Here is an 18,614-nt window from a genome sequence, read left to right as displayed (position 1 = left end):
GTCTATGCTTGTCTCATGGCTGTCGATCCCGAGCATGTGCTGCGCGCCGCCGCGGCCCTGCTGACCCGTAAATCCACCGCGACCATGGACGAGGTCGCCAAGGCCGCCGGAATCAGCCGGGCCACGCTGCACCGCCACTTCGCCGGACGGGACGCCCTCGTCCGCGCGCTGGAGTCGCTGGGCATCGCCGAGTGCGAGGCCGCACTGGACGCCGCCCGGCTCGACGAGGGCACGGCGAGCGAGGCCGTACGCCGGCTGGTCGCAGCCATCGAGCCCGCCGCCGGGCTGCTCGCGTTCCTCTACTCCGAGAACCAGCTCTTCGAGGGTGAGGAGCTGAACGCGGGCTGGACCCTGATGGACGACCGGATCTCCGCTCTGTTCCGGCGCGGCCAGCTCGGCGGCGAGTTCCGCATCGACCTCACGCCCGCCTGGCTCACCGAGGCGCTGTACGGCCTGCTGGCCTCCGGCGCCTGGATGGTGCACAGCGGCAAGGGCGCCCCCAATGACTTCCAGCACATGATCGTCGAGCTGCTGCTCGGCGGCGCACTCAGGAGAGAGGAATCATGACCAGCACCCTGCAGCCGACGATGACGACGGAGGCCGTGAAGCGCCCGGGCCGCTGGCTCGCGCTCGGCGTTCTCGTGCTCGCCGTGCTGCTGGTGGCCGTCGACGCGACCGTCCTCGGTCTCGCGACCCCCTACATCAGCGAGGACCTGAAGCCCTCCGGCACCCAGCTGCTGTGGATCGGCGACGTCTACTCGTTCGTCATCGCCGGTCTGCTCGTCTCCATGGGCAGCCTCGGCGACCGGATCGGCCGCAAGCGGATCCTGCTGATCGGTGCGACGGCGTTCGGCGCGATATCCGTGTTCAACGCCTACGCCACGACACCCGAGATGATGATCGTCGCCCGGGCGCTGCTCGGCGTCGCCGGCGCGACCTTGATGCCGGCCACGCTCGCCCTGATCCGCAACCTCTTCCACGACCCGCGCGAGCGCAGTCTCGCCGTCGGCATCTGGGGCGCCACCGCCTCCGCCGGTACGGCCGTCGGTCCGATCGTCGGCGGGTTCCTGCTGGAGCATTTCTGGTGGGGCTCGGTCTTCCTGATCAACCTGCCCGTGATGGTCGTCCTGGTCCTCGTCGGGATCAAGCTGCTGCCCGAGTCGCGCACCGCGAACCCGGGCCCCTGGGACCTGCTCAGCGTCGTGCTGTCGCTGGTCGGCATGATCGGCGTCGTGTACGCGATCAAGGAGGCCGCCACCCACGGCTTCGCGTGGAGCGCCCTGGCTGCGGGTCCGCTGGGCGCCGCCGCCCTGTACGGGTTCGTCCGCCGCCAGCTCAGGCTGCCGACGCCGCTGCTCGACATGCGGCTGTTCCGCAACCGCGGCTTCAGCGGGGCGGTCCTGGCCGACCTGCTGACCATCCTCGGCTTGTCCGGGCTGGTGTTCTTCCTGTCCCAGTACCTGCAACTCGTCCAGGGCAGGCGCCCGTTCGAGGCCGGGCTGGCAGAACTCCCCGCGGCGATCGGCGCGGTGGTGGCCGGACTGATCGCGGGGCGCGTGGCCCGGCGCTTCTCGGTGCGGTCCGTCGTCTCCGGCGGCCTCGCGGCGATAGGCCTCGCTCTGGCCGCGCTCACGGTGCTCGACCAGTCCACGGGCTACCCGCTGCTCGGTACCGCGCTACTGGTGGTCGGGGTGGGCGCCGGCTTCTCGTTCACCGTGACGGCGGACGTGATCCTCTCCAGCGTGCCCAAGGAGCAGGCGGGTTCGGCCTCCGCCGTGTCCGAGACGGCGTACGAACTCGGTGCCGCGCTCGGTATCGCCGCGCTCGGCTCGATCGTGACCGGCGTCTACCGCGACTTCACCGGCCCCGCGGGCACACCGGCCGCGGCCCACGAGTCACTGGGCGGCGCCGTCGAGGCGGCCGCGCAGATGCCCGCCGACAGCGCCGCGACGATGCTGGACGCGGCCCGCACATCCTTCGTCGACGGCCTCGCCCTCGCGGCGGGGGTGGGCGCGGCAGTCCTACTGTCAGCGGCGGTGGCGGCATGGTTCCTGCTGAGGGGCCAGAAGCTGGAGGGCGCCACGAAACACACGTAAGTCCCACGCCCTTGAGGTCCCGCCCTCGGGGCGCGGGGAACGGCGCGACACGGACACGGGGTCCCACTCGGCCACGCCCTTGAGGTCATGCCCTCAGGACGCGGGGAACGGCGCGACAGGTGCACGGGGTTCCACCCGGCCGCGCCCCTGAGGTCACGACCTCAGGGGCGCGGGGAACTGCGCGACAAGCCCCCACTCACCCGCAGCCGCCAACGGATCGCCAATACGACCCCGCCCGCACCGGAAAGCCCAAAGGGCCTGGAAAGCCCAAAGGGCCCGGAAAGACCTACGCCGCTTCCTTCGCCTTGCTCGCGTACATGTCCACATACTCCTGCCCGGACAGCTGCATGACCTCGGTCATCACCGAGTCGGTCACGGCCCGCAGCACATACCGGTCCCGGTCCATCCCCTCGTACCGGGAGAACTCCATCGCCTCACCGAACCGTACGGTGACTTTCCCGGGCCGCGGCAACCCCGCCCCACCCGGCTGAAGCTTGTCCGTGCCGATCATCGCGAACGGCACCACCGGCGCACCCGTCATCAGGGTCAGCCGGGCGATCCCCGTCCGCCCCCGGTACAGCCGCCCGTCGGGCGACCGCGTCCCCTCCGGGTAGATGCCGAACATCCGGCCTGCCTCCAGCACCCGACGCCCGGTCATCAGCGCGGCGACACCACCCCGGCCGCCGTCGCGGTCCACCGGGATCATGCCGACACCGGTGAAGAACCACGCCATCAGCCGGCCCTTGAGGCCCTTGCCGGTCACGTACTCGTCCTTGCCGATGAAGACGACCTGGCGGTCGCAGACCAGCGGCAGGATCATCGAGTCGATGAACGTCAGGTGGTTGCCGGCCAGGATGACCGGGCCATCGCCGGGAATGTGCTCCGCACCTTCCACCTGTGGGCGGAACATCAGGCGCATGACCGGGCCGAGCACTGCCTTGATGAACGCGAAGCGGGACAACGGGCCCTCCGGTGTCAAGGGGTTCTGTATGAGTCTGTGCAGGTGAGGACGATACTCGTGGCCCCGGGCATCGCGCACATCGGGCACGGCGACTTCACCGATGCCTTACGCACTGTTGACGCGTGTTTACCTGCGGTGGCGCCCCGCCGACGGTCCGTAACGCGGCCGACATGATGTGACGCACATCGCCCCGGGGTCCGTCGGACGCGTTCCCGGAACGGCCGGACCGAATCGAACGGACGCGATGGACCGTCAACTCATCCTCCTCACCAGCCACTACGACATCCGACATCACCCGTGTGTTCCGCCCGGCGTCTCCCACTCGTCATGTATGCGCCCTTACGATCGGCCCGCACTGACGAGCCGAACGGCCAGGGAGGCGCTCATGGGAACGCAGGAGTCGAACGAAGAAGCGAGCGGTACCGGACGGCGGGCCCTGCTCGGCGCGGCGGTGCTCGGCGCCGGCGGAGCGGTCCTCGGCATGGCCGGCACCGCGCGTGCCGACGCCGCCCGGCACGGCGGCGGAGTGCGGAACCTGCCCAAGCCGACGATCATCGGCCACCGCGGCGCCAGCGGCTACCGCCCGGAGCACACCTTCGGTTCGTACCAGCTGGCCCTCGACCTGGGCGCCGACATCGTCGAGGCGGGCGACCTGGTCCCGACGAAGGACGGTCACCTGGTCTGCCGTCACGAGCCGGAGATCGGCGGCACCACGGACGTCGCCGATCACCCCGAGTTCGCCGACCGCAAGAAGACCACGCTGCTCGACGGCGTCTCCACCACCGGCTGGTTCACCGAGGACTTCACCCTCGCCGAGCTGAAGACGCTGCGCGCGGTCGAGCGCATCCCGGCCAACCGCCCGCACAACACCCTCTACAACGGCCGCTGGGAGATCCCCACGTTCGAAGAGGTCCTCAGATGGCAGGACGAGCAGACCCGCAAGCGGGGCAAGCAGGTGTGGATCTACCCCGAGCTCAAGCACCCCACCTACTTCCGCCGGCTGGGCCTCCCGCTCGAGGAGCGTGTCGCCAAGCTGCTGCACAAGCACCGCAAGGACCGGCGCACCTCCCCGGTCATCCTCCAGTCCTTCGAGCCGACCAGCATCCAGCGCCTGCACAAGCTCGTCGACAACCCGCTCGTCGTCCTGCTCTCCTCGGCGAACTCCCGGCCCTGGGACTTCGTCGAGACCGGTGACCCGCGCACGGTCGCCGACCTGGTCGCGCCGGCCGGCCTCAGGGAGATCGCCTCCTACGCGCAGGGCATCGGCCCGACCCTGGACCTGGTCATCCCGCGCGACGCCCAGGGCAACCTGACCCGGCCGACGACCCTCGTCTCCGACGCGCACAAGGTGGGCCTGATCCTGCACCCGTACACCATGCGCAACGAGAACCCGTTCCTGCCCGCGAACTTCCGCAAGGGCGCGGAGGCGGACGCCTACGGCGACGTCTTCGGCGCGTACAAGGCGTACTTCGCGACCGGCATCGACGGCGTCTTCACCGACCAGCCCGACACGGGTCTGCTGGCCCGCGAGGACTTCAACGGTTGAGCACCGGCAGGATCCGAGCACGTCAACATCCGAGCTCACACCCCCCCCGGCCGAGTGAGCTTCGGCCGCCCGGGCAACCCGCCGCCCGGGCGGCCGCGTCGCTCCGCATATGACGCACGACATGGTCACCGCCCTGCGCCCGCTGCTCACCGCCGAGGCATCCGCGGAGGCATATTTCCTCGGAACCGAGCCGGGCGACCTGGAGCAGGCGGTCTGGCTCCGGCTCCTGGAACGCCTCGATGCCGAGGACCCGCCGGCCGACCCCCAGCAGTGGCTCCGCCGTGCCGTCCGCTCCGAGGCGCGCCGCACCCGCCGTACGAGCCGCCTCGAACGGTCGTACGCCGCCGAACCGGTCGACGACGGGGAGCGCGATCCCGAACAGCTCGCCCTCGCCGCGGCCCGCGGCCGGGCCCTGCGCGAGGCCGTGCGTCGCCTCCCGGGCCGCTGTCCCCGGCTGATGGAGGCCCTGCTCTCGCCGGAGGACCCGACATACCGGGAAATCGCAGGGGAGTTGGGTATCTCACAGGGCAGTCTTGGCCCGGAACGTTCCAGATGCCTGGGATGCCTCCGGAGATTGCTCTCACCGGAGGTTGCGGCCCGCTGAGGGCGGGGATAGGAGTGGGGGACGACAGGTGATCAGATGAGCGGGAGGCGTGCGCACATGGGCATGAGCGTGACCATCTCTGCGGCGACCGAGCAGGACGCGGAGCAGATCTTCAGACTGCAGTACCTGTGCTTCCAGCCGGAGGCGGCTCTGTACGGGAACTACCGCATCGACCCGCTCGTCCAAACCCTCGACTCGGTCCGCGAAGAAGTCGCGCGCGACTGCGTCTTCGTGGCCCGGCTCGGCGAGGAGGTCGTCGGCTCGGTCCGCGGCGCGACCACCGAGGACGGCGCCGCCGCGATCGGCAAGCTCTGCGTCCACCCCCGCCTCCAGGGCCACGGCATCGGCGCCCGACTTCTCCGGGCGGCCGAATCGGCCCTCGCCGGCCAGCACGGCGCCACCCGCTTCCGCCTTCACACCGGCCACCGCAGCGAGGGCAACCTCCGCCTCTACCGCAAGGTCGGCTACGAGGCGGTGGGCACGTCCCAGGGCGCCGACGGCGTACCGATGATCGTCCTGGAGAAGCCGGCGAGTACCTACGCGGCGACGGCTTGATGACCGGCCTTCTTGAGGGGCGCGGGGCTGGGTCCATACGCGGCTCCGCCGCGTGGGCGCGACGAGCCACAGTCGGCCCGCGGCCGCCTGATCACCTCAGGCGGCATCCTCGTCCCGCGAACGCGAAGCCCGCAGCCAGAAAATGGCGGACACCGGCAAGATCACGGGAATGAAGAGATATCCCATGCCGAAGTCCGACCACACGGTCGCGTCCGGGAAGGCGGACGGCTCGACCAGGGTCCAGGTCCCCACCGTCAGCACCCCCACCAACTCGGCGACACAGCACGCCAGGGCGACCTTCCGTGCCGTCTCCCCACCCCGCACCAGCGTGTATGTGATGAACCCGTACACGACACCGGCCACCGCCGACAGGGAGTACGCGAGCGGCGCCCGGTCGAACTCCGTCGCGATCTGATACGCGGACCGCGACACCGCCCCCACGACCATCACGCCGTACAGCCACACCAGCAGCGTGCCCGGACCGCTGATCAGCCGACGCCGGCTCACCTCAGCCTCCCCAGATGTCATAGAGACGCACCTCCAGCACCGCCAGCACGACACCGCCGGCGGCGACCGTCACCGAACCCCAGCGGGTCCGCTCGGCCAGCGACATGAACCCGGCGGCCGGGACGCACGCGAACGCCCCCAGCAGATACGCCACGAAGATCGTCGTGCCCTGCTCCGGCTTCTCCCCCTGCGCGAGCAGCACGATCCCCACCGCCAGCTGGATCAGCGACAGCAGCGTGACCACGGCCATCCCGATGAAATGCCAGTCCTTCGTCGGCTGGTCGCGGTAGGCCGCCCAGCCGCACCAGGCGGCGAGCAGCAGCGCGGCGACGCCGGTCACCAGCGTCAGGGCATCAAGCATGCTGCGACCTTATTACGGCCGAAAAGGCCCGATGCTTCCGGCCCTGGCCTGCACCGTAGGGTCGAGGGCATGACGATCCACGCCCAGGCCCTGCTCTTCGACAACGACGGAACCCTCGTCTCCTCCCTCGCCTCGGTGGACCGCTGCTGGACGCGGTGGGCCGGGGAGTACGGGATCACCGCCGAGCAGTTCGCGCGGGTCGAGCTGCACGGCCGGCCGGCCGCCGAGATAGCCGCCGACCTGCTGCCCGCCGAGCTCGTGCCCCAGGCCGTCGCGCGGATCGAGGATCTGGAGGTGGACGACGTACCGAACGACGGGGTGCACCTGCTGCCGGGCACCCGGGCCTTCCTCGACGTGCTGCCCGCCGAGCGCTGGGCCGTGGTCACCTCCGCCACCCGGCGGCTGGCCGAGGCCCGGCTCGACGCCGTCGGCATCCTGCCCAAGACCCTCGTCGCCGCCGACGACATCACGCGCGGCAAGCCCGACCCCGAGCCCTACCTGCTCGCCGCCGGCGCGCTCGGCGTCGACCCCGAGCACTGCGTCGTGTTCGAGGACGCCCCGGCGGGCCTCGCGGCCGGACGCGCCGCCGGCATGACCACCGTGGCGTTGACCACAACCCACCAGGTCCACGAGCTGCACGCCGATCTGATCGTCGAGAACCTGTCGGCCCTGTCCGCACTGGTCACCGAGCAGGGCGTGGAGATCTCCCCACGCCGCTGACAGGCCGCGACTCCGTCCACCGCTGTCCAGCATTCGGACAGCAGAGGGCCGGTCAGGACCGTACACATGTTTTACTGACGGCATGACCACGACGAGCGACCGCATCCCCGCGACCGAGGCGACCATGACGCCCGGTGCTCGTTGTATGTGTCGAATGTGCGCCTTCTAGAGGGCCCCTGCACCACCCCTGAGCTCGCGCCCCGAAGCGAGACGCGGCCTGTCCGCACGCCCTAGCGCTGCGTGACCCCAAGCCGCCCCGCGCACATGTTCTCCCCGGTTCCACTTCCCAGCGAGAACCGTGTCGCGTCCCTGACCGAATGCACCTGTGCCCGGGCACACCCACGCCCGCGCACTCGACAGTGACGGAATCCCAGTGATCACCACCTCGGGCCTGACCAAGGTCTACCGTGCACGCGGCCGCGAGGTCACCGCCCTGGACGGCGTCGACCTGCACGTCCGCGAAGGCGAGGTCTACGGCGTCATCGGCCAGTCCGGCGCCGGCAAGTCCTCGCTCATCCGCTGCGTCAACCTGCTGGAACGCCCCACCTCCGGCACCGTGACCGTCGCCGGGCAGGACCTCACCGCCCTGGCCGGCCGCGGCCCGCGCGCCGGGAAGGAACTGCGCCGGGCGCGCAGCCGTATCGGCATGGTCTTCCAGCACTTCAACCTGCTGTCCTCCCGGACCGTCCAGGACAACGTCGAGCTGCCGCTGGAGATCCTCGGGAAGTCAGGGCAGGAACGCTCCCGCAAGGCGCTGGAACTGCTCGACCTGGTCGGCCTCGCCGACAAGGCCTCGTCCTACCCGGCGCAGCTCTCCGGCGGCCAGAAGCAGCGCGTCGGCATCGCCCGCGCCCTCGCCGGCGACCCGAAGGTGCTGCTGTCCGACGAGGCCACCAGCGCCCTCGACCCCGAGACCACCCGCTCGATCCTGGCGCTGCTGCGCGACCTCAACCGCCAGCTCGGCCTGACCGTCCTGCTCATCACCCACGAGATGGACGTCGTGAAGTCGGTCTGCGATTCGGCCGCGCTGATGGAGAACGGACGCATCGTCGAGTCGGGCACGGTCAGCGAGCTCCTCGCGACCCCCGGCTCCGAACTCGCCTCGGCGCTGTTCCCGCTCGGCGGCGAGGCGTCCGGCGAGGACCGCACGGTCGTCGACGTCACCTTCCAGGGCGAGAGCGCCACGCAGCCCGTCATCTCGCAGCTCGCCCGCACCTACAACATCGACATATCGATCCTCGGTGCCGCCATCGACACCGTCGGCGGCCTCCAGGTCGGCCGGATGCGCATCGAACTGCCCGGCCGCTACGAGGACAACGTCGTGCCCATCGGCTTCCTGCGTGAGCAGGGCCTCCAGATCGACGTCCTGGGCCACGAGTCCGAACTGGTGAAGGAAGGTGCGAAGTGACCTGGTCCGAGATGCAGCCCCTGCTGGAGCAGGCGTGTTGGGACACCCTCTACATGGTCGGCTGGTCCACGCTCATCGCCGTCGTCGGCGGACTGCCGCTCGGCGTCCTGCTGGTCCTGACCGACCGCGGCGGCCTGCTCCAGAACCTCGCCGCCAACAAGGTCATCGGGCAGGTCGTGAACATCGCCCGTTCCCTGCCGTTCATCATCCTGATGGTCGCGCTGATGGGCTTCACCCGCTCGATCACCGGTACGACCATCGGCGTCGAGGCGGCCATCGTGCCGCTCGCCGTCGGCGCCATCCCGTTCTTCGCGCGCCTGGTCGAGACGGCCGTCCGCGAAGTGGACCACGGGCTCGTCGAGGCCGTGCAGTCCATGGGCGGCAACACCTGGACCATCGTCCGCAAGGTGCTCGTCCCCGAGTCCCTGCCGTCGCTGATCTCCAGCACCACCACCACGATCGTCGCCCTCATCGGCTACTCCGCCATGGCGGGAACGGTCGGCGCCGGAGGCCTCGGAGACATCGCCATCCGGTACGGCTACCAGCGCTTCGAGACCCAGCTGATGTGGATCACCGTCGCGATCCTCGCCGTCGTCATCTCGGTCATCCAGTTCGCCGGCGACTACGCGGCCCGCTCCCTGCACCGCCGCGGCGCCCACTCCGGCCCCGCCCCCAAACTGCGGCTCCTCAAAGCCGCCTCCTGAACTCCCCGTCCGCCCACCCGTCGCCCGGCCACCACCCTCAATGACGGCGCTTCGCGCCGCCACCCCCTGATCCAGGGGTCGCACCACCCGCAAGGTCATAAGGAAAGGCACTTTTCGTGCGTAACACCGCCAAGATCACCACCGCCGTTCTCGCCGCCGGAGCCCTCACTCTCGGGCTCAGCGCCTGCGGCGCGGACAGCTCCGACACCGACGGACCCCTGGTCGTCGCCGCCAGCCCCGTCCCGCACGCCGAGATCCTGAACTTCGTCAAGGACAACCTGGCGAAGAAGGAGGGCCTCGACCTGCAGGTCAAGGAGTTCACCGACTACGTCACGCCGAACACGGCGACGCAGGACGGCTCCGTCGGCGCCAACTACTTCCAGAACAAGCCGTACCTCGACGACTTCAACAAGAAGAACGGCACCGACATCGTGCCCGTCGTCACGGTTCACCTGGAGCCGCTCGGCCTCTACTCCCACAAGGTCAAGAAGGCCGGCGACCTGAAGAGCGGTGCGACCGTCGCCATCCCCAACGACACGGTCAACGAGGCCCGCGCCCTCAAGCTCCTCGCCGCCGACGGGCTCATCACCCTCAAGGCCGGCGTCGGCAACGAGGCGACGCCCTCCGACATCACCAAGAACCCGAAGAACCTCACGTTCAAGGAGCTGGAGGCGGCGCAGACCCCGCGCTCCCTCGACGACGTGGACGCCGCCGTGGTCAACGGCAACTACGCCATCGAATCCGACCTCAAGCCTTCCAAGGACGCCCTCGTCCTGGAGTCCCCGAAGAACACCCCCTACGGCAACTTCCTCGCCGTGAAGAAGGGCAACGAGAACGACCCGCGCGTGAAGAAGCTCGCGAAGCTCCTCACCTCGCCCGAGGTCAAGAAGTTCATCCAGGACAAGTACGCCGGCTCGGTGCTCGCCTCCTTCTGAGCCCATGCCCGGCACCCGCGCACACGGGGTCCTTCCCCCCACCCGGTGGGAAGGACCCCGTGGTGCGGATCAGTGCTTTCATGCTGCATGCTGGGCAGTTCAGCATGCCCTGAAGGTTCACCGAAGGTTACGGAGCGGCGCATGACGAGCACCTTCCCCAACATCTCCATCAGCACGGAGCGGTTGGTGCTGCGTCCCCTCGACGAAGACGACGTCGCCTCCCTGGCCGCGATGATGAACGACGAACAGGTGGCGGCCTGGACCTCCGTCCCCCAGCCCTTCACGGAGGACGGCGCCCGCACCTGGATCACCGAGTACGCCCCCACCGAGCGCACCGGGGGACGCGGGCTCGACTTCGCGGTCACCGAGTTCCTCACCCAGCGCCTGGTCGGCGTCATCCAGCTCTCCAAGACCAACTGGCACGTACGCTCCACCGAGCTGTCGTACATCATCGCCCCCTGGGCCCGCGGTGAGGGCTACGCCTCCGAGGCCGCCCTCGTCACCGCCCAGTGGCTCTTCACGGACCAGAAGTTCGAGCGCATAGAACTGCGCACGGCGGCCGACAACACCGCCTCCCAGCAGGTCGCCCAGAAGATCGGCTGCATCAGCGAGGGCGTACTGCGCAACGCCTGTATAGCCCGGGCCCGTGCCGAGGACGGCACATGGACCGACGTACGCACCGACTTCATCGTCTGGAGCCTGCTCCCCGAGGACCTGGAAGGCGTCGGCGAACAGCTCCGCGACGGCTTCACGTCCTTCGGCGACTGGAACTGACCGGAACCACCCGGAGGACGACGGTGACGACGACACCGAAGCTCCCTCCGACACCTCCACCGGGTACCCTCACGGAGCCCGCCCCCGGGCTGCTCCCCACCACGCCACGCAGACGACCTGCGAAAACCCCTGGAGACTGACGACGATGGCCGACCGGGTCACGGTGATCGGCTGGGACGGTTCGCCGCTGACCGCCGCGGCGAGCGCCGCCCTGGGCGCCTCCACGCTCGTGGCCGGTGCCGCCCATCACCTGGCGCTCGCCGAGGTACCCGACGGGGCCGAGCGCATCCGCCTCGGCAGTGTCGCCCTGGCCGCCCGCCGCATCGCCGCCCACCGCGGCACGGCCGTCGTGCTCGCCGACGGCGACCCCGGCTTCTTCGGCGTCGTACGCGCCCTGCGCGCCCCCGAGTTCGGCCTCGAGGTGGAGGTCGTCCCCGCCGTCTCCTCAGTCGCCGCCGCATTCGCCCGCGCCGGCATGCCCTGGGACGACGCACAGGTGGTCGTCGCACACCCCCGCACCCTGCGCCGCGCGGTCAACGTATGCCGCGCCCACACCAAGGTCGCGGTCCTCACCTCACCCGGCGCCGGCCCCGCCGAACTCGGCCTGCTCCTCGAAGGAGTCCACCGCTCCTTCGTCATCTGCGAGGAACTCGGCACCGCCCGCGAACGCGTCTCCGTCGTCACCTCCGACAAGGCCGCCGACCACACCTGGCGCGACCCCAACGTCGTCATCGTCCTCGGCGGCCCCGCCGGCCCCGGCACCGCGGGGGAGACCGGGGGCTGGATCTCCGGCCGCGACCCGTCCACCGGGCCGCGCGGCTGGACCCTGCCCGCCGAGGCGTACGGCGCGGACCTCGGCGAGGGCGAGACCCAGGTGCTGCGCGCCTCCCAACTCGCCCACCTCGGGCCCCGCGTCGGCGACCTCGTGTGGGACATCGGCTGCGGCAGCGGCGCCTTCGCCATCGAGGCCGCCCGCGCCGGTGCCGCCGTCCTCGCCGTCGACAGCGACCTGAACGCCTGTGCCCGCACCGACGCAGCCGCCCGCCGCCGCGGTGTCCACCTCCAGATCGTGCACGGCACCGCCCCGCACATCCTGGAGAACCTCCCCGAACCGGACGTCGTCCGGGTCGGCGGCGGGGGAGCGGCCGTCGTCTCGGCGGTCGCCGACCGCCGCCCGCAGCGCATCGTCACGCACGCCGCCACCCGCGACGCCGCCGAACTCATCGGCCGCGACCTGACCGAGCACGGCTACGGCGTCGAATGCGCCCTGCTGCAGTCCGTCGAACTCGACACCAGGGCTTGGGCGGAGAAGGAGCGGAGCGTCGCGTTCCTGCTCAGCGGCGTGCTGCCGCGGCGCGGTGCCTGATCCCGCCGCCGTCCCCGTGATCGGGTTGTCGTACTGCGCGCGGTAGGCTGGCCGATCGCTGCACCGCAGAAGGACGCCCGGCGCTTCGTCGGTCAATGTCCGGAAAACCCGCCCGTTTTGGGGTGTGTGTGGTACGGCAGAACCGGAGGACGCGCAACGTGGCGCAGTCCACAGCGGAACCGTCGCGGATCAAGCTGCCGTGAGGGTGCTACGGCCGCAACAATGCCAGTGAATGGCTTTGTCGCCTTTTCGGGCGGACCGTTCGTGCCGCTGGGGACGCACGCTCGTTCTTCACCGCGGGGCGGTCGGTGCGCCGTTCCGGGCGAGCAGGTCGTAGGAGCACTATCCGATGGGCGAGGGGAACGCATGACCGACACCGGCCAGATCCCGGGCGAGGGACTGCCGGAGAGCGCAGGCATGGTGGAGCAGCCGGGCACCTCCGCGCCCGGTGCGTACACCTACCTCTCCGAGACCACCGCCGATACCGAGGACGAAGACCTGCTGCTGCCGGGCGCCCGGGGCGCCTGGGGCAACGAGGTCCCTCCGCCCGCGCCGGAGCCGGTCCTGGAGACCGTGCACCAGCCGGGCCCGCACGAGATCTCCGGCCGCGACAGCGGCTCGGTCGACCTCAGCGCGGTCCGTCTGCCCGACCCGCCGCCGATTCCGCCCATCACCCCGCGCCGGCCCCTGCACCTCGGCCCGCCGCTGCCCGACAGCTCCGCCAGCCCGGTCCGCTCCCTCGCCGACCGCGGCCCCGCTGACGCGCCCGTCCGTCAGCCGGTGCCCGCCTCGGCGGGCCCGGAGTACCTCGACGGCCCCCGCGCCTCCGAGACGGCGGCCTCACCGCCCGCCGCGCCGTGGGGCGCACCGGTCACGAATCCGGCGCCGGTGAGCGCCGGGGTGGCGCCTGCGGAAACGGTTGTTCCGGCAACGGACCCGATGGGCACGGCCCAGGCGGTCGCGACCGGCGTCACGGCGGACGTGGCGACGGGTGTGACGGCGGACGGGACCCAGGCCGCGTCGGCGCACGGGACCCAGGTCGCGACGGCGGAGACGAGCCACACCACCCCGCCCGTACCGGCACCTACGCCGGTACCGGTCCCGGCCGAGGCAGAGCAGGCCGTCCCCGCCGAGCAGCCCGTGAGCGAGCCGGCGGCCACCGCCGAGGCCGGTCAGGTCCTCGTGGGCGGAGGGCCGACGGCCATGGGCGAGGCCGCTCAGCCCCCGGCGGGTGACCCCGCTGGTGCGGGCGTCGGCCCGGAGAGTGCCCAAGTCACCGCCGCGGAGCAGGTCATGCCCGCGCAGGTCGACCCCGCGGAGCTGGGCGTGGACGCGGTGGCGGGCCAGGTGGCCGCCGCCCAGGCCGGTCTGGCCGCTGCCGGTGACGCCGCTGCCGGGGCGATCGAGGCCCAGGTGACCGAGGGCGGGTACGCGGTTCCGGAACAGGACGTGGCCGTAGCGGGGGACCCCGCCGGGGCCGTAGCCGCTCCGGAGGCCGTTGCGCAGCCGGCTTCGGCGCCGGAGCCGGTCGTGGGCAGCCCTGTCCAGGGCGGTGAGCCCGCCGCCACCCCTCCGCATGTATCCGCACCGGACACCCCCGCCGCGCAGGTCCCGGACGCCCCCGCCGCGCAGGTCCCGGACGCCCCCGTCGCACAGGTCCCGGACGCCCCCGCCGCGCAGGTCCCGGACGCCCCCGTCGCACAGGTCCCGGACGCCCCCGCCGAACAGGTCCCGGCGGTCGCTCCCGAGCAGGCCGTGGCACCGGCCCCTGCGCCGGAGGCCGTTCAGGCCCCTGAAGCGGTTCCGTTCCCCGAGGCAGCCGTTGCCCCGCAACAGGCCGCCGTCGTGCCGCCCGAGGCCCCCGGCGCGGAGACTCCCGCCCAGGTTCCGGACGCTGCGGCCCACGCTCCCGAGGCAGCGGAACCCGAGGCCGACGTCGCTCCCGCTCCCGCCGAGGCCGCCGCACCGGCGCCGCAGGACATCGCCGCCCAAGAAGCAGCGCCCCAGCCTCACCCCCAGCCTCCGGCGGCAACTGACGCCGCGCCAGTCGCGCAGGAGCCCGAGGCGACGGTTCCGCAACCCACCACACCTGGCCCCGAAGCCCCCGGCCAGGCCGCCGTTGCCCCGGCCGCCGAACCGGTCGGCCCTGAAGCGGTCGGCCCTGAAGCGGTCGGCCCGGAAGCGGTCGGCCCGGAAGCGGTCGCGCCCGCCGCCGAAGCTGTCGCCACCCCCGAGCCTGCCCCGGCGCCCGAGGCCGTCGCCACTCCCGCAGCCCCTGAGCCGGCGGCCCAGGCCGCCGCGCTACCTGCCGACGCACCCGCACCCGCCGCGCCGGAAGCTCCGGAAGTCCCGGAAACCCCGGAAGCGACCGCCCCGGCCCAGCCCCCCGCGGCAACGGCACCCACCGAGGCCCCCGCCCCCGCCGCTCAGGCACTCGAAGCACCCGAGGCACCCGAGGCACCGGAAGTACCTCAGGCGCTCGACGTACCCGAGACCTCCGAGGCGCCGGCCCCGGCCCCCGAGGCGGTCACACCCACCCCCGCTCCCGAAGCCGTCGAGCCCGGCCGGGCCCCGGACACCCCGGCACCCACCGAGGACGTCACCGTCGTACTCCCCACCCCTGCCACGGACGAGCAGCCCGAGCAGCACATGCAGGGCCCCCAGCAGTCCCAGCCGGCGCCGCCCGAGACGCTGGAGCCCCCCGCCCCCGCGGTCACCGTCCCGGCACCCCGCGACGGCGACGCCGAACTCGCTCAGAACGCCGACGACCTGGACACCCGGGCCGCCGAGCAGGAAGATCTGGCCGACCAGGAACGCCGAGAAGAGAGTGCGGCCGCAGTGGCAGACGCCCGACAGTCCACCGGCCCCGCGGCCCCCGGCTACGACCCCGCCGAGCGCGAGGCCGTCCTGAAGGTCATGCGCGAACGCCGCGACATCCGCAACGGCTTCCGCAGCGACCCGATCCCGCACGAGGTGCTGCTGCGCGTCCTGGAGGCCGCCCACCACGCCCCGTCCGTCGGCCACTCGCAGCCGTGGGACTTCGTCGTCATCCGCTCCGCCGACACCCGGCGCGCGATGCACGAACTGGCCATGCGCCAGCGCGACGCCTACGCCAAGTCCCTCCCCAAGGGCCGGGCCAAGCAGTTCAAGGAACTGAAGATCGAGGCCATCCTCGACACACCGGTGAACATCGTCGTCACCGCCGACCCGACCCGCGGCGGCCGCCACACCCTCGGCCGCCACACCCAGCCCCAGATGGCCCCCTACTCGGCAGCCCTGGCCGTGGAGAACCTCTGGCTCGCCGCCCGCGCCGAAGGCCTCGGTGTCGGCTGGGTCAGCTTCTTCGACGAGCGCGAGATGTGCCGCGCCCTCGGCCTGCCCGAGCACCTGGAGATCATCGCCTACCTGTGCGTCGGCTACGTCGACGAATTCCCGGACGAGCCCGAGCTGTTGCAGGCCGGCTGGTCCAAGCGCCGCCCGCTGTCCTGGGTCGTGCACGAAGAGACATACGGCCGCCGTGCCCTGCCCGGAGAGGAACCCCACGACCTGCTCGCCGAGACCGTCGCGCAGATTCGCCCGCTGGACGCCAAGGCGCTCGGCGAGGCGTGGGAGCGCCAGAAGCGTATGACCAAGCCGGCCGGTGCGCTGGGCATGCTGGAAATCATCTCCGCGCAGCTGTCCGGCCTGTCCCGCCAGTGCCCGCCGCCCATCCCGGAGCCCGCGGCCGTCGCGATCTTCGCGGGCGACCACGGTGTGCACGCCCAGGGCGTCACCCCCTGGCCGCAGGAGGTCACGGCCCAGATGGTGGCCAACTTCCTCGGCGGCGGTGCCGTGTGCAACGCCTTCGCCACCCAGGTCGGTGCCGAGGTGTGCATCGTGGACGTGGGCGTCGCCGCCGACCTGCCGGCCACCCCGGGTCTGCTGCCCCGCAAGATCCGTGCCGGCACGTCCGACATGACGACCGGCCCCGCGATGACCCGCGAGGAGGCCAGGCAGGCCGTCGAGGTCGGTATCGAGACGGCCCGCGACCTGGTGGCGGCCGGAAACAAGGCGCTGCTCACCGGCGAGATGGGCATCGCGAACACCACCGCGTCCGCCGCGCTCATCTCCGTCTTCACCGGCGCCGACCCGGCCGAGGTCACGGGCCGGGGCACCGGCATCAACGACGAGACCCTCGCCCGCAAGACCGAGGTCGTGCGCCGCGCCCTGGAACTGCACCAGCCGGACCCGGCCGATCCGATCGGCGTGCTCGCCGCGATCGGTGGCTTCGAGCACGCCGCCATCGTCGGCCTCCTCCTCGGCGGCGCCTCCCTGCGGACGCCGGTGATCCTGGACGGCGTCAGCGCCGGCGCCGCCGCCCTGGTCGCCCGCGCGATCGCCCCGGAGGTCCTGGCCGCGTGCATCGCGGGCCACCGCAGCGCCGAGCCGGGCCATGTCGCCGCCCTCAACAAGCTGGGCCTGCGCCCCCTGGTCGACCTCGACCTCCGCCTCGGCGAGGGCACCGGCGCCCTGCTCGCCCTCCCGCTGGTCCAGAGCACGGCCCGGGCGATGCACGAGGTCGCGACGTTCGACTCCGCAGGAGTGACGGAGAAGTAGGGCTGCTGTCGGCGACATGGCTCCGAGGGCGGGCGTTCCGCAGGCCGGGACACCCGCCCTCGGAGCCATGTCGCCGACGGGCGGCCGTATGCCCAGCCACTGGACCACCCGAGCCGTCCTTCCTCCTGCCCATTAAAATCCGCACGTCAGGGCAGTGAACACCGCCGCAACAGGAGCCGCACCTCATGGCCGAACACCCCGCCTACCCCGTAGGCCTCCGCCTCACCGGCCGTCGCGTGGTCGTCCTCGGCGGCGGCCAGGTCGCCCAGCGCCGCCTTCCGGCACTGATCGCGGCGGGCGCGGACGTCCTCCTCGTGTCGCCCGAGGCCACCCCCTCGGTAGAGGCCATGGCGGACACCGGCGAGATCACCTGGCAGCGGCGCCCGTACGCGGAGGGCGACCTCGCGGAAGCCTGGTACGCCCTCATCGCCACCAGCGACCCCGAGGCCAACGCCGCCGCCTCGGCGGAGGCCGAGCGACACCGCGTCTGGTGCGTCCGCTCCGACGACGCCGACCGGGCGACGGCGTGGACCCCGGCCACCGGCCACAGCGAGGGCGTCACGGTCGCCGTCCTCACCACCGACGCCAAGGGGCGCGACCCCCGCCACACCGCCGCCATCCGCGACGCGGTCGTCGAGGGCCTGCGTGACGGCACGCTCGTCGCCCCGCACCACCGCACCCGCACACCCGGAGTGGCCCTGGTCGGCGGCGGCCCCGGCGACCCGGACCTGATCACGGTGCGCGGCCGCCGCCTGCTCGCCGAGGCGGACGTGGTCATCGCGGACCGCCTCGGCCCGCGTGACCTGCTCGCCGAACTCCCGCCGCACGTCGAGGTGATCGACGCGGCGAAGATCCCGTACGGCCGCTTCATGGCCCAGGAGGCCATCAACAACGCGCTGATCGAGCACGCCAAGCAGGGCAAGTCGGTCGTCCGGCTGAAGGGCGGCGACCCGTACGTCTTCGGCCGCGGCATGGAGGAGCTCCAGGCCCTCGCCGAGGTCGGCATCCCCTGCACGGTCGTTCCCGGGATCTCCAGCTCGATCTCGGTCCCCGGCGCGGCCGGCATCCCCGTCACCCATCGCGGCGTCGCCCATGAGTTCACCGTGGTCAGCGGGCATGTCGCGCCCGACGACGAGCGCTCCCTGGTGGACTGGCCGTCCCTGGCCCGGCTGACCGGCACCCTCGTGATCCTCATGGGCGTCGACAAGATCGGGAAGATCGCCGAGACGCTCGTCGCCCACGGAAAGCCGGCCGACACCCCCGTCGCCCTCGTCCAGGAGGGCACGACCGCCGCTCAGCGCCGCGTCGACGCCACGCTCGCCTCGGTCGCGGAGACCGTGCGGACCGAGGACGTGAAGCCCCCGGCGGTCATCGTCATCGGCGACGTCGTCCAGGTCGGCCCCGCGGCCCCCGCGCCCCGAAAGTAACCCGGGGTAACACAACCCGTACCGAGCCGTTGGCACCACACCCAGGACAAGGCA

Annotated in this window: 16 protein-coding genes; 13 read left to right on the top strand and 3 right to left on the bottom strand. The window is 71.9% G+C overall.

Annotation, left to right across the window (positions count from 1 at the left end):
- Positions 1–15: 15 nt before the first annotated feature.
- On the top strand, positions 16–567 hold the full coding sequence (locus HDC93_RS09820; protein WP_221516458.1) for a TetR/AcrR family transcriptional regulator: 552 nt from the start codon (positions 16–18) through the stop codon (positions 565–567).
- Positions 564–2,096: an MFS transporter gene (locus HDC93_RS09815; RefSeq protein WP_185009234.1), complete on the top strand. Its 1,533-nt coding sequence runs from the start codon at positions 564–566 to the stop codon at positions 2,094–2,096. The genes HDC93_RS09820 and HDC93_RS09815 overlap by 4 nt, the downstream gene beginning before the upstream one ends.
- 286 nt (positions 2,097–2,382) lie before the next feature.
- Here HDC93_RS09815 and HDC93_RS09810 read toward each other — a convergent pair whose 3' ends face one another.
- Positions 2,383–3,057, bottom strand: coding sequence for a 1-acyl-sn-glycerol-3-phosphate acyltransferase (locus HDC93_RS09810; protein WP_185009232.1), 675 nt, complete (start codon positions 3,055–3,057; stop codon positions 2,383–2,385).
- 385 nt (positions 3,058–3,442) lie between these two features.
- Here HDC93_RS09810 and HDC93_RS09805 point away from each other — a divergent pair, with 385 nt between their 5' ends.
- The 3 genes from HDC93_RS09805 to HDC93_RS09795 all read left to right on the top strand — a co-directional run bounded on the left by HDC93_RS09805 (position 3,443) and on the right by HDC93_RS09795 (position 5,762).
- A complete protein-coding gene (locus HDC93_RS09805) occupies positions 3,443–4,603 on the top strand; it encodes a glycerophosphodiester phosphodiesterase (protein ID WP_185009230.1) in 1,161 nt (386 codons plus the stop codon).
- 109 nt (positions 4,604–4,712) lie between these two features.
- The gene (locus tag HDC93_RS09800; protein WP_185009228.1) at positions 4,713–5,207 is read left to right on the top strand and encodes an RNA polymerase sigma factor; all 495 of its coding nucleotides are present in this window, start codon (positions 4,713–4,715) and stop codon (positions 5,205–5,207) included.
- Positions 5,208–5,264: 57 nt separating this feature from the next.
- Positions 5,265–5,762 carry a GNAT family N-acetyltransferase gene (locus HDC93_RS09795; RefSeq protein WP_185009643.1) on the top strand — a complete coding sequence of 166 codons (498 nt, stop codon included), beginning with the start codon at positions 5,265–5,267 and terminating at the stop codon, positions 5,760–5,762.
- Positions 5,763–5,858: 96 nt separating this feature from the next.
- Here HDC93_RS09795 and HDC93_RS09790 read toward each other — a convergent pair whose 3' ends face one another.
- The gene (locus HDC93_RS09790) at positions 5,859–6,290 is read right to left on the bottom strand and encodes a hypothetical protein (RefSeq protein ID WP_185009226.1); all 432 of its coding nucleotides are present in this window, start codon (positions 6,288–6,290) and stop codon (positions 5,859–5,861) included.
- Positions 6,271–6,630: a hypothetical protein gene (locus tag HDC93_RS09785; RefSeq protein WP_185009224.1), complete on the bottom strand. Its 360-nt coding sequence runs from the start codon at positions 6,628–6,630 to the stop codon at positions 6,271–6,273. The genes HDC93_RS09790 and HDC93_RS09785 overlap by 20 nt, the downstream gene beginning before the upstream one ends.
- A gap of 69 nt (positions 6,631–6,699) precedes the next feature.
- Between HDC93_RS09785 and HDC93_RS09780 the strand changes: the two genes are divergently transcribed.
- The 8 genes from HDC93_RS09780 to cobA all read left to right on the top strand — a co-directional run bounded on the left by HDC93_RS09780 (position 6,700) and on the right by cobA (position 18,560).
- Positions 6,700–7,350, top strand: coding sequence for an HAD-IA family hydrolase (locus HDC93_RS09780; protein ID WP_185009222.1), 651 nt, complete (start codon positions 6,700–6,702; stop codon positions 7,348–7,350).
- Positions 7,351–7,723: 373 nt separating this feature from the next.
- The gene (locus HDC93_RS09775; RefSeq protein WP_031104007.1) at positions 7,724–8,758 is read left to right on the top strand and encodes a methionine ABC transporter ATP-binding protein; all 1,035 of its coding nucleotides are present in this window, start codon (positions 7,724–7,726) and stop codon (positions 8,756–8,758) included.
- Complete coding sequence (locus HDC93_RS09770) at positions 8,755–9,462, top strand: methionine ABC transporter permease (RefSeq protein ID WP_030842956.1); 708 nt, start codon at positions 8,755–8,757, stop codon at positions 9,460–9,462. Before HDC93_RS09775 ends, HDC93_RS09770 begins: the two co-directional genes overlap by 4 nt.
- Before the next feature lie 116 nt (positions 9,463–9,578).
- Positions 9,579–10,397: a MetQ/NlpA family ABC transporter substrate-binding protein gene (locus HDC93_RS09765; protein WP_185009220.1), complete on the top strand. Its 819-nt coding sequence runs from the start codon at positions 9,579–9,581 to the stop codon at positions 10,395–10,397.
- A 141-nt stretch (positions 10,398–10,538) separates the two neighbouring features.
- Entirely contained in the window at positions 10,539–11,171 is a 633-nt protein-coding gene (locus tag HDC93_RS09760; RefSeq protein WP_185009218.1) for a GNAT family N-acetyltransferase, read from the top strand.
- Positions 11,172–11,316: 145 nt separating this feature from the next.
- Positions 11,317–12,537: a precorrin-6y C5,15-methyltransferase (decarboxylating) subunit CbiE gene (cbiE, locus tag HDC93_RS09755; protein ID WP_185009216.1), complete on the top strand. Its 1,221-nt coding sequence runs from the start codon at positions 11,317–11,319 to the stop codon at positions 12,535–12,537.
- 366 nt (positions 12,538–12,903) lie between these two features.
- Positions 12,904–17,133: a nicotinate-nucleotide--dimethylbenzimidazole phosphoribosyltransferase gene (cobT, locus tag HDC93_RS09750; protein WP_185009214.1), complete on the top strand. Its 4,230-nt coding sequence runs from the start codon at positions 12,904–12,906 to the stop codon at positions 17,131–17,133.
- Positions 17,134–17,318: 185 nt separating this feature from the next.
- Entirely contained in the window at positions 17,319–18,560 is a 1,242-nt protein-coding gene (gene cobA, locus HDC93_RS09745; RefSeq protein ID WP_185009212.1) for a uroporphyrinogen-III C-methyltransferase, read from the top strand.
- Positions 18,561–18,614: the final 54 nt, after the last annotated feature.

Source organism: Streptomyces sp. AK010, from assembly GCF_014207295.1.
GTDB lineage: Bacteria > Actinomycetota > Actinomycetes > Streptomycetales > Streptomycetaceae > Streptomyces > Streptomyces massasporeus.
The sequence above is the reverse complement of the archived record's forward strand: the minus strand, read 5'-3'. Positions and strand labels throughout refer to the sequence as shown.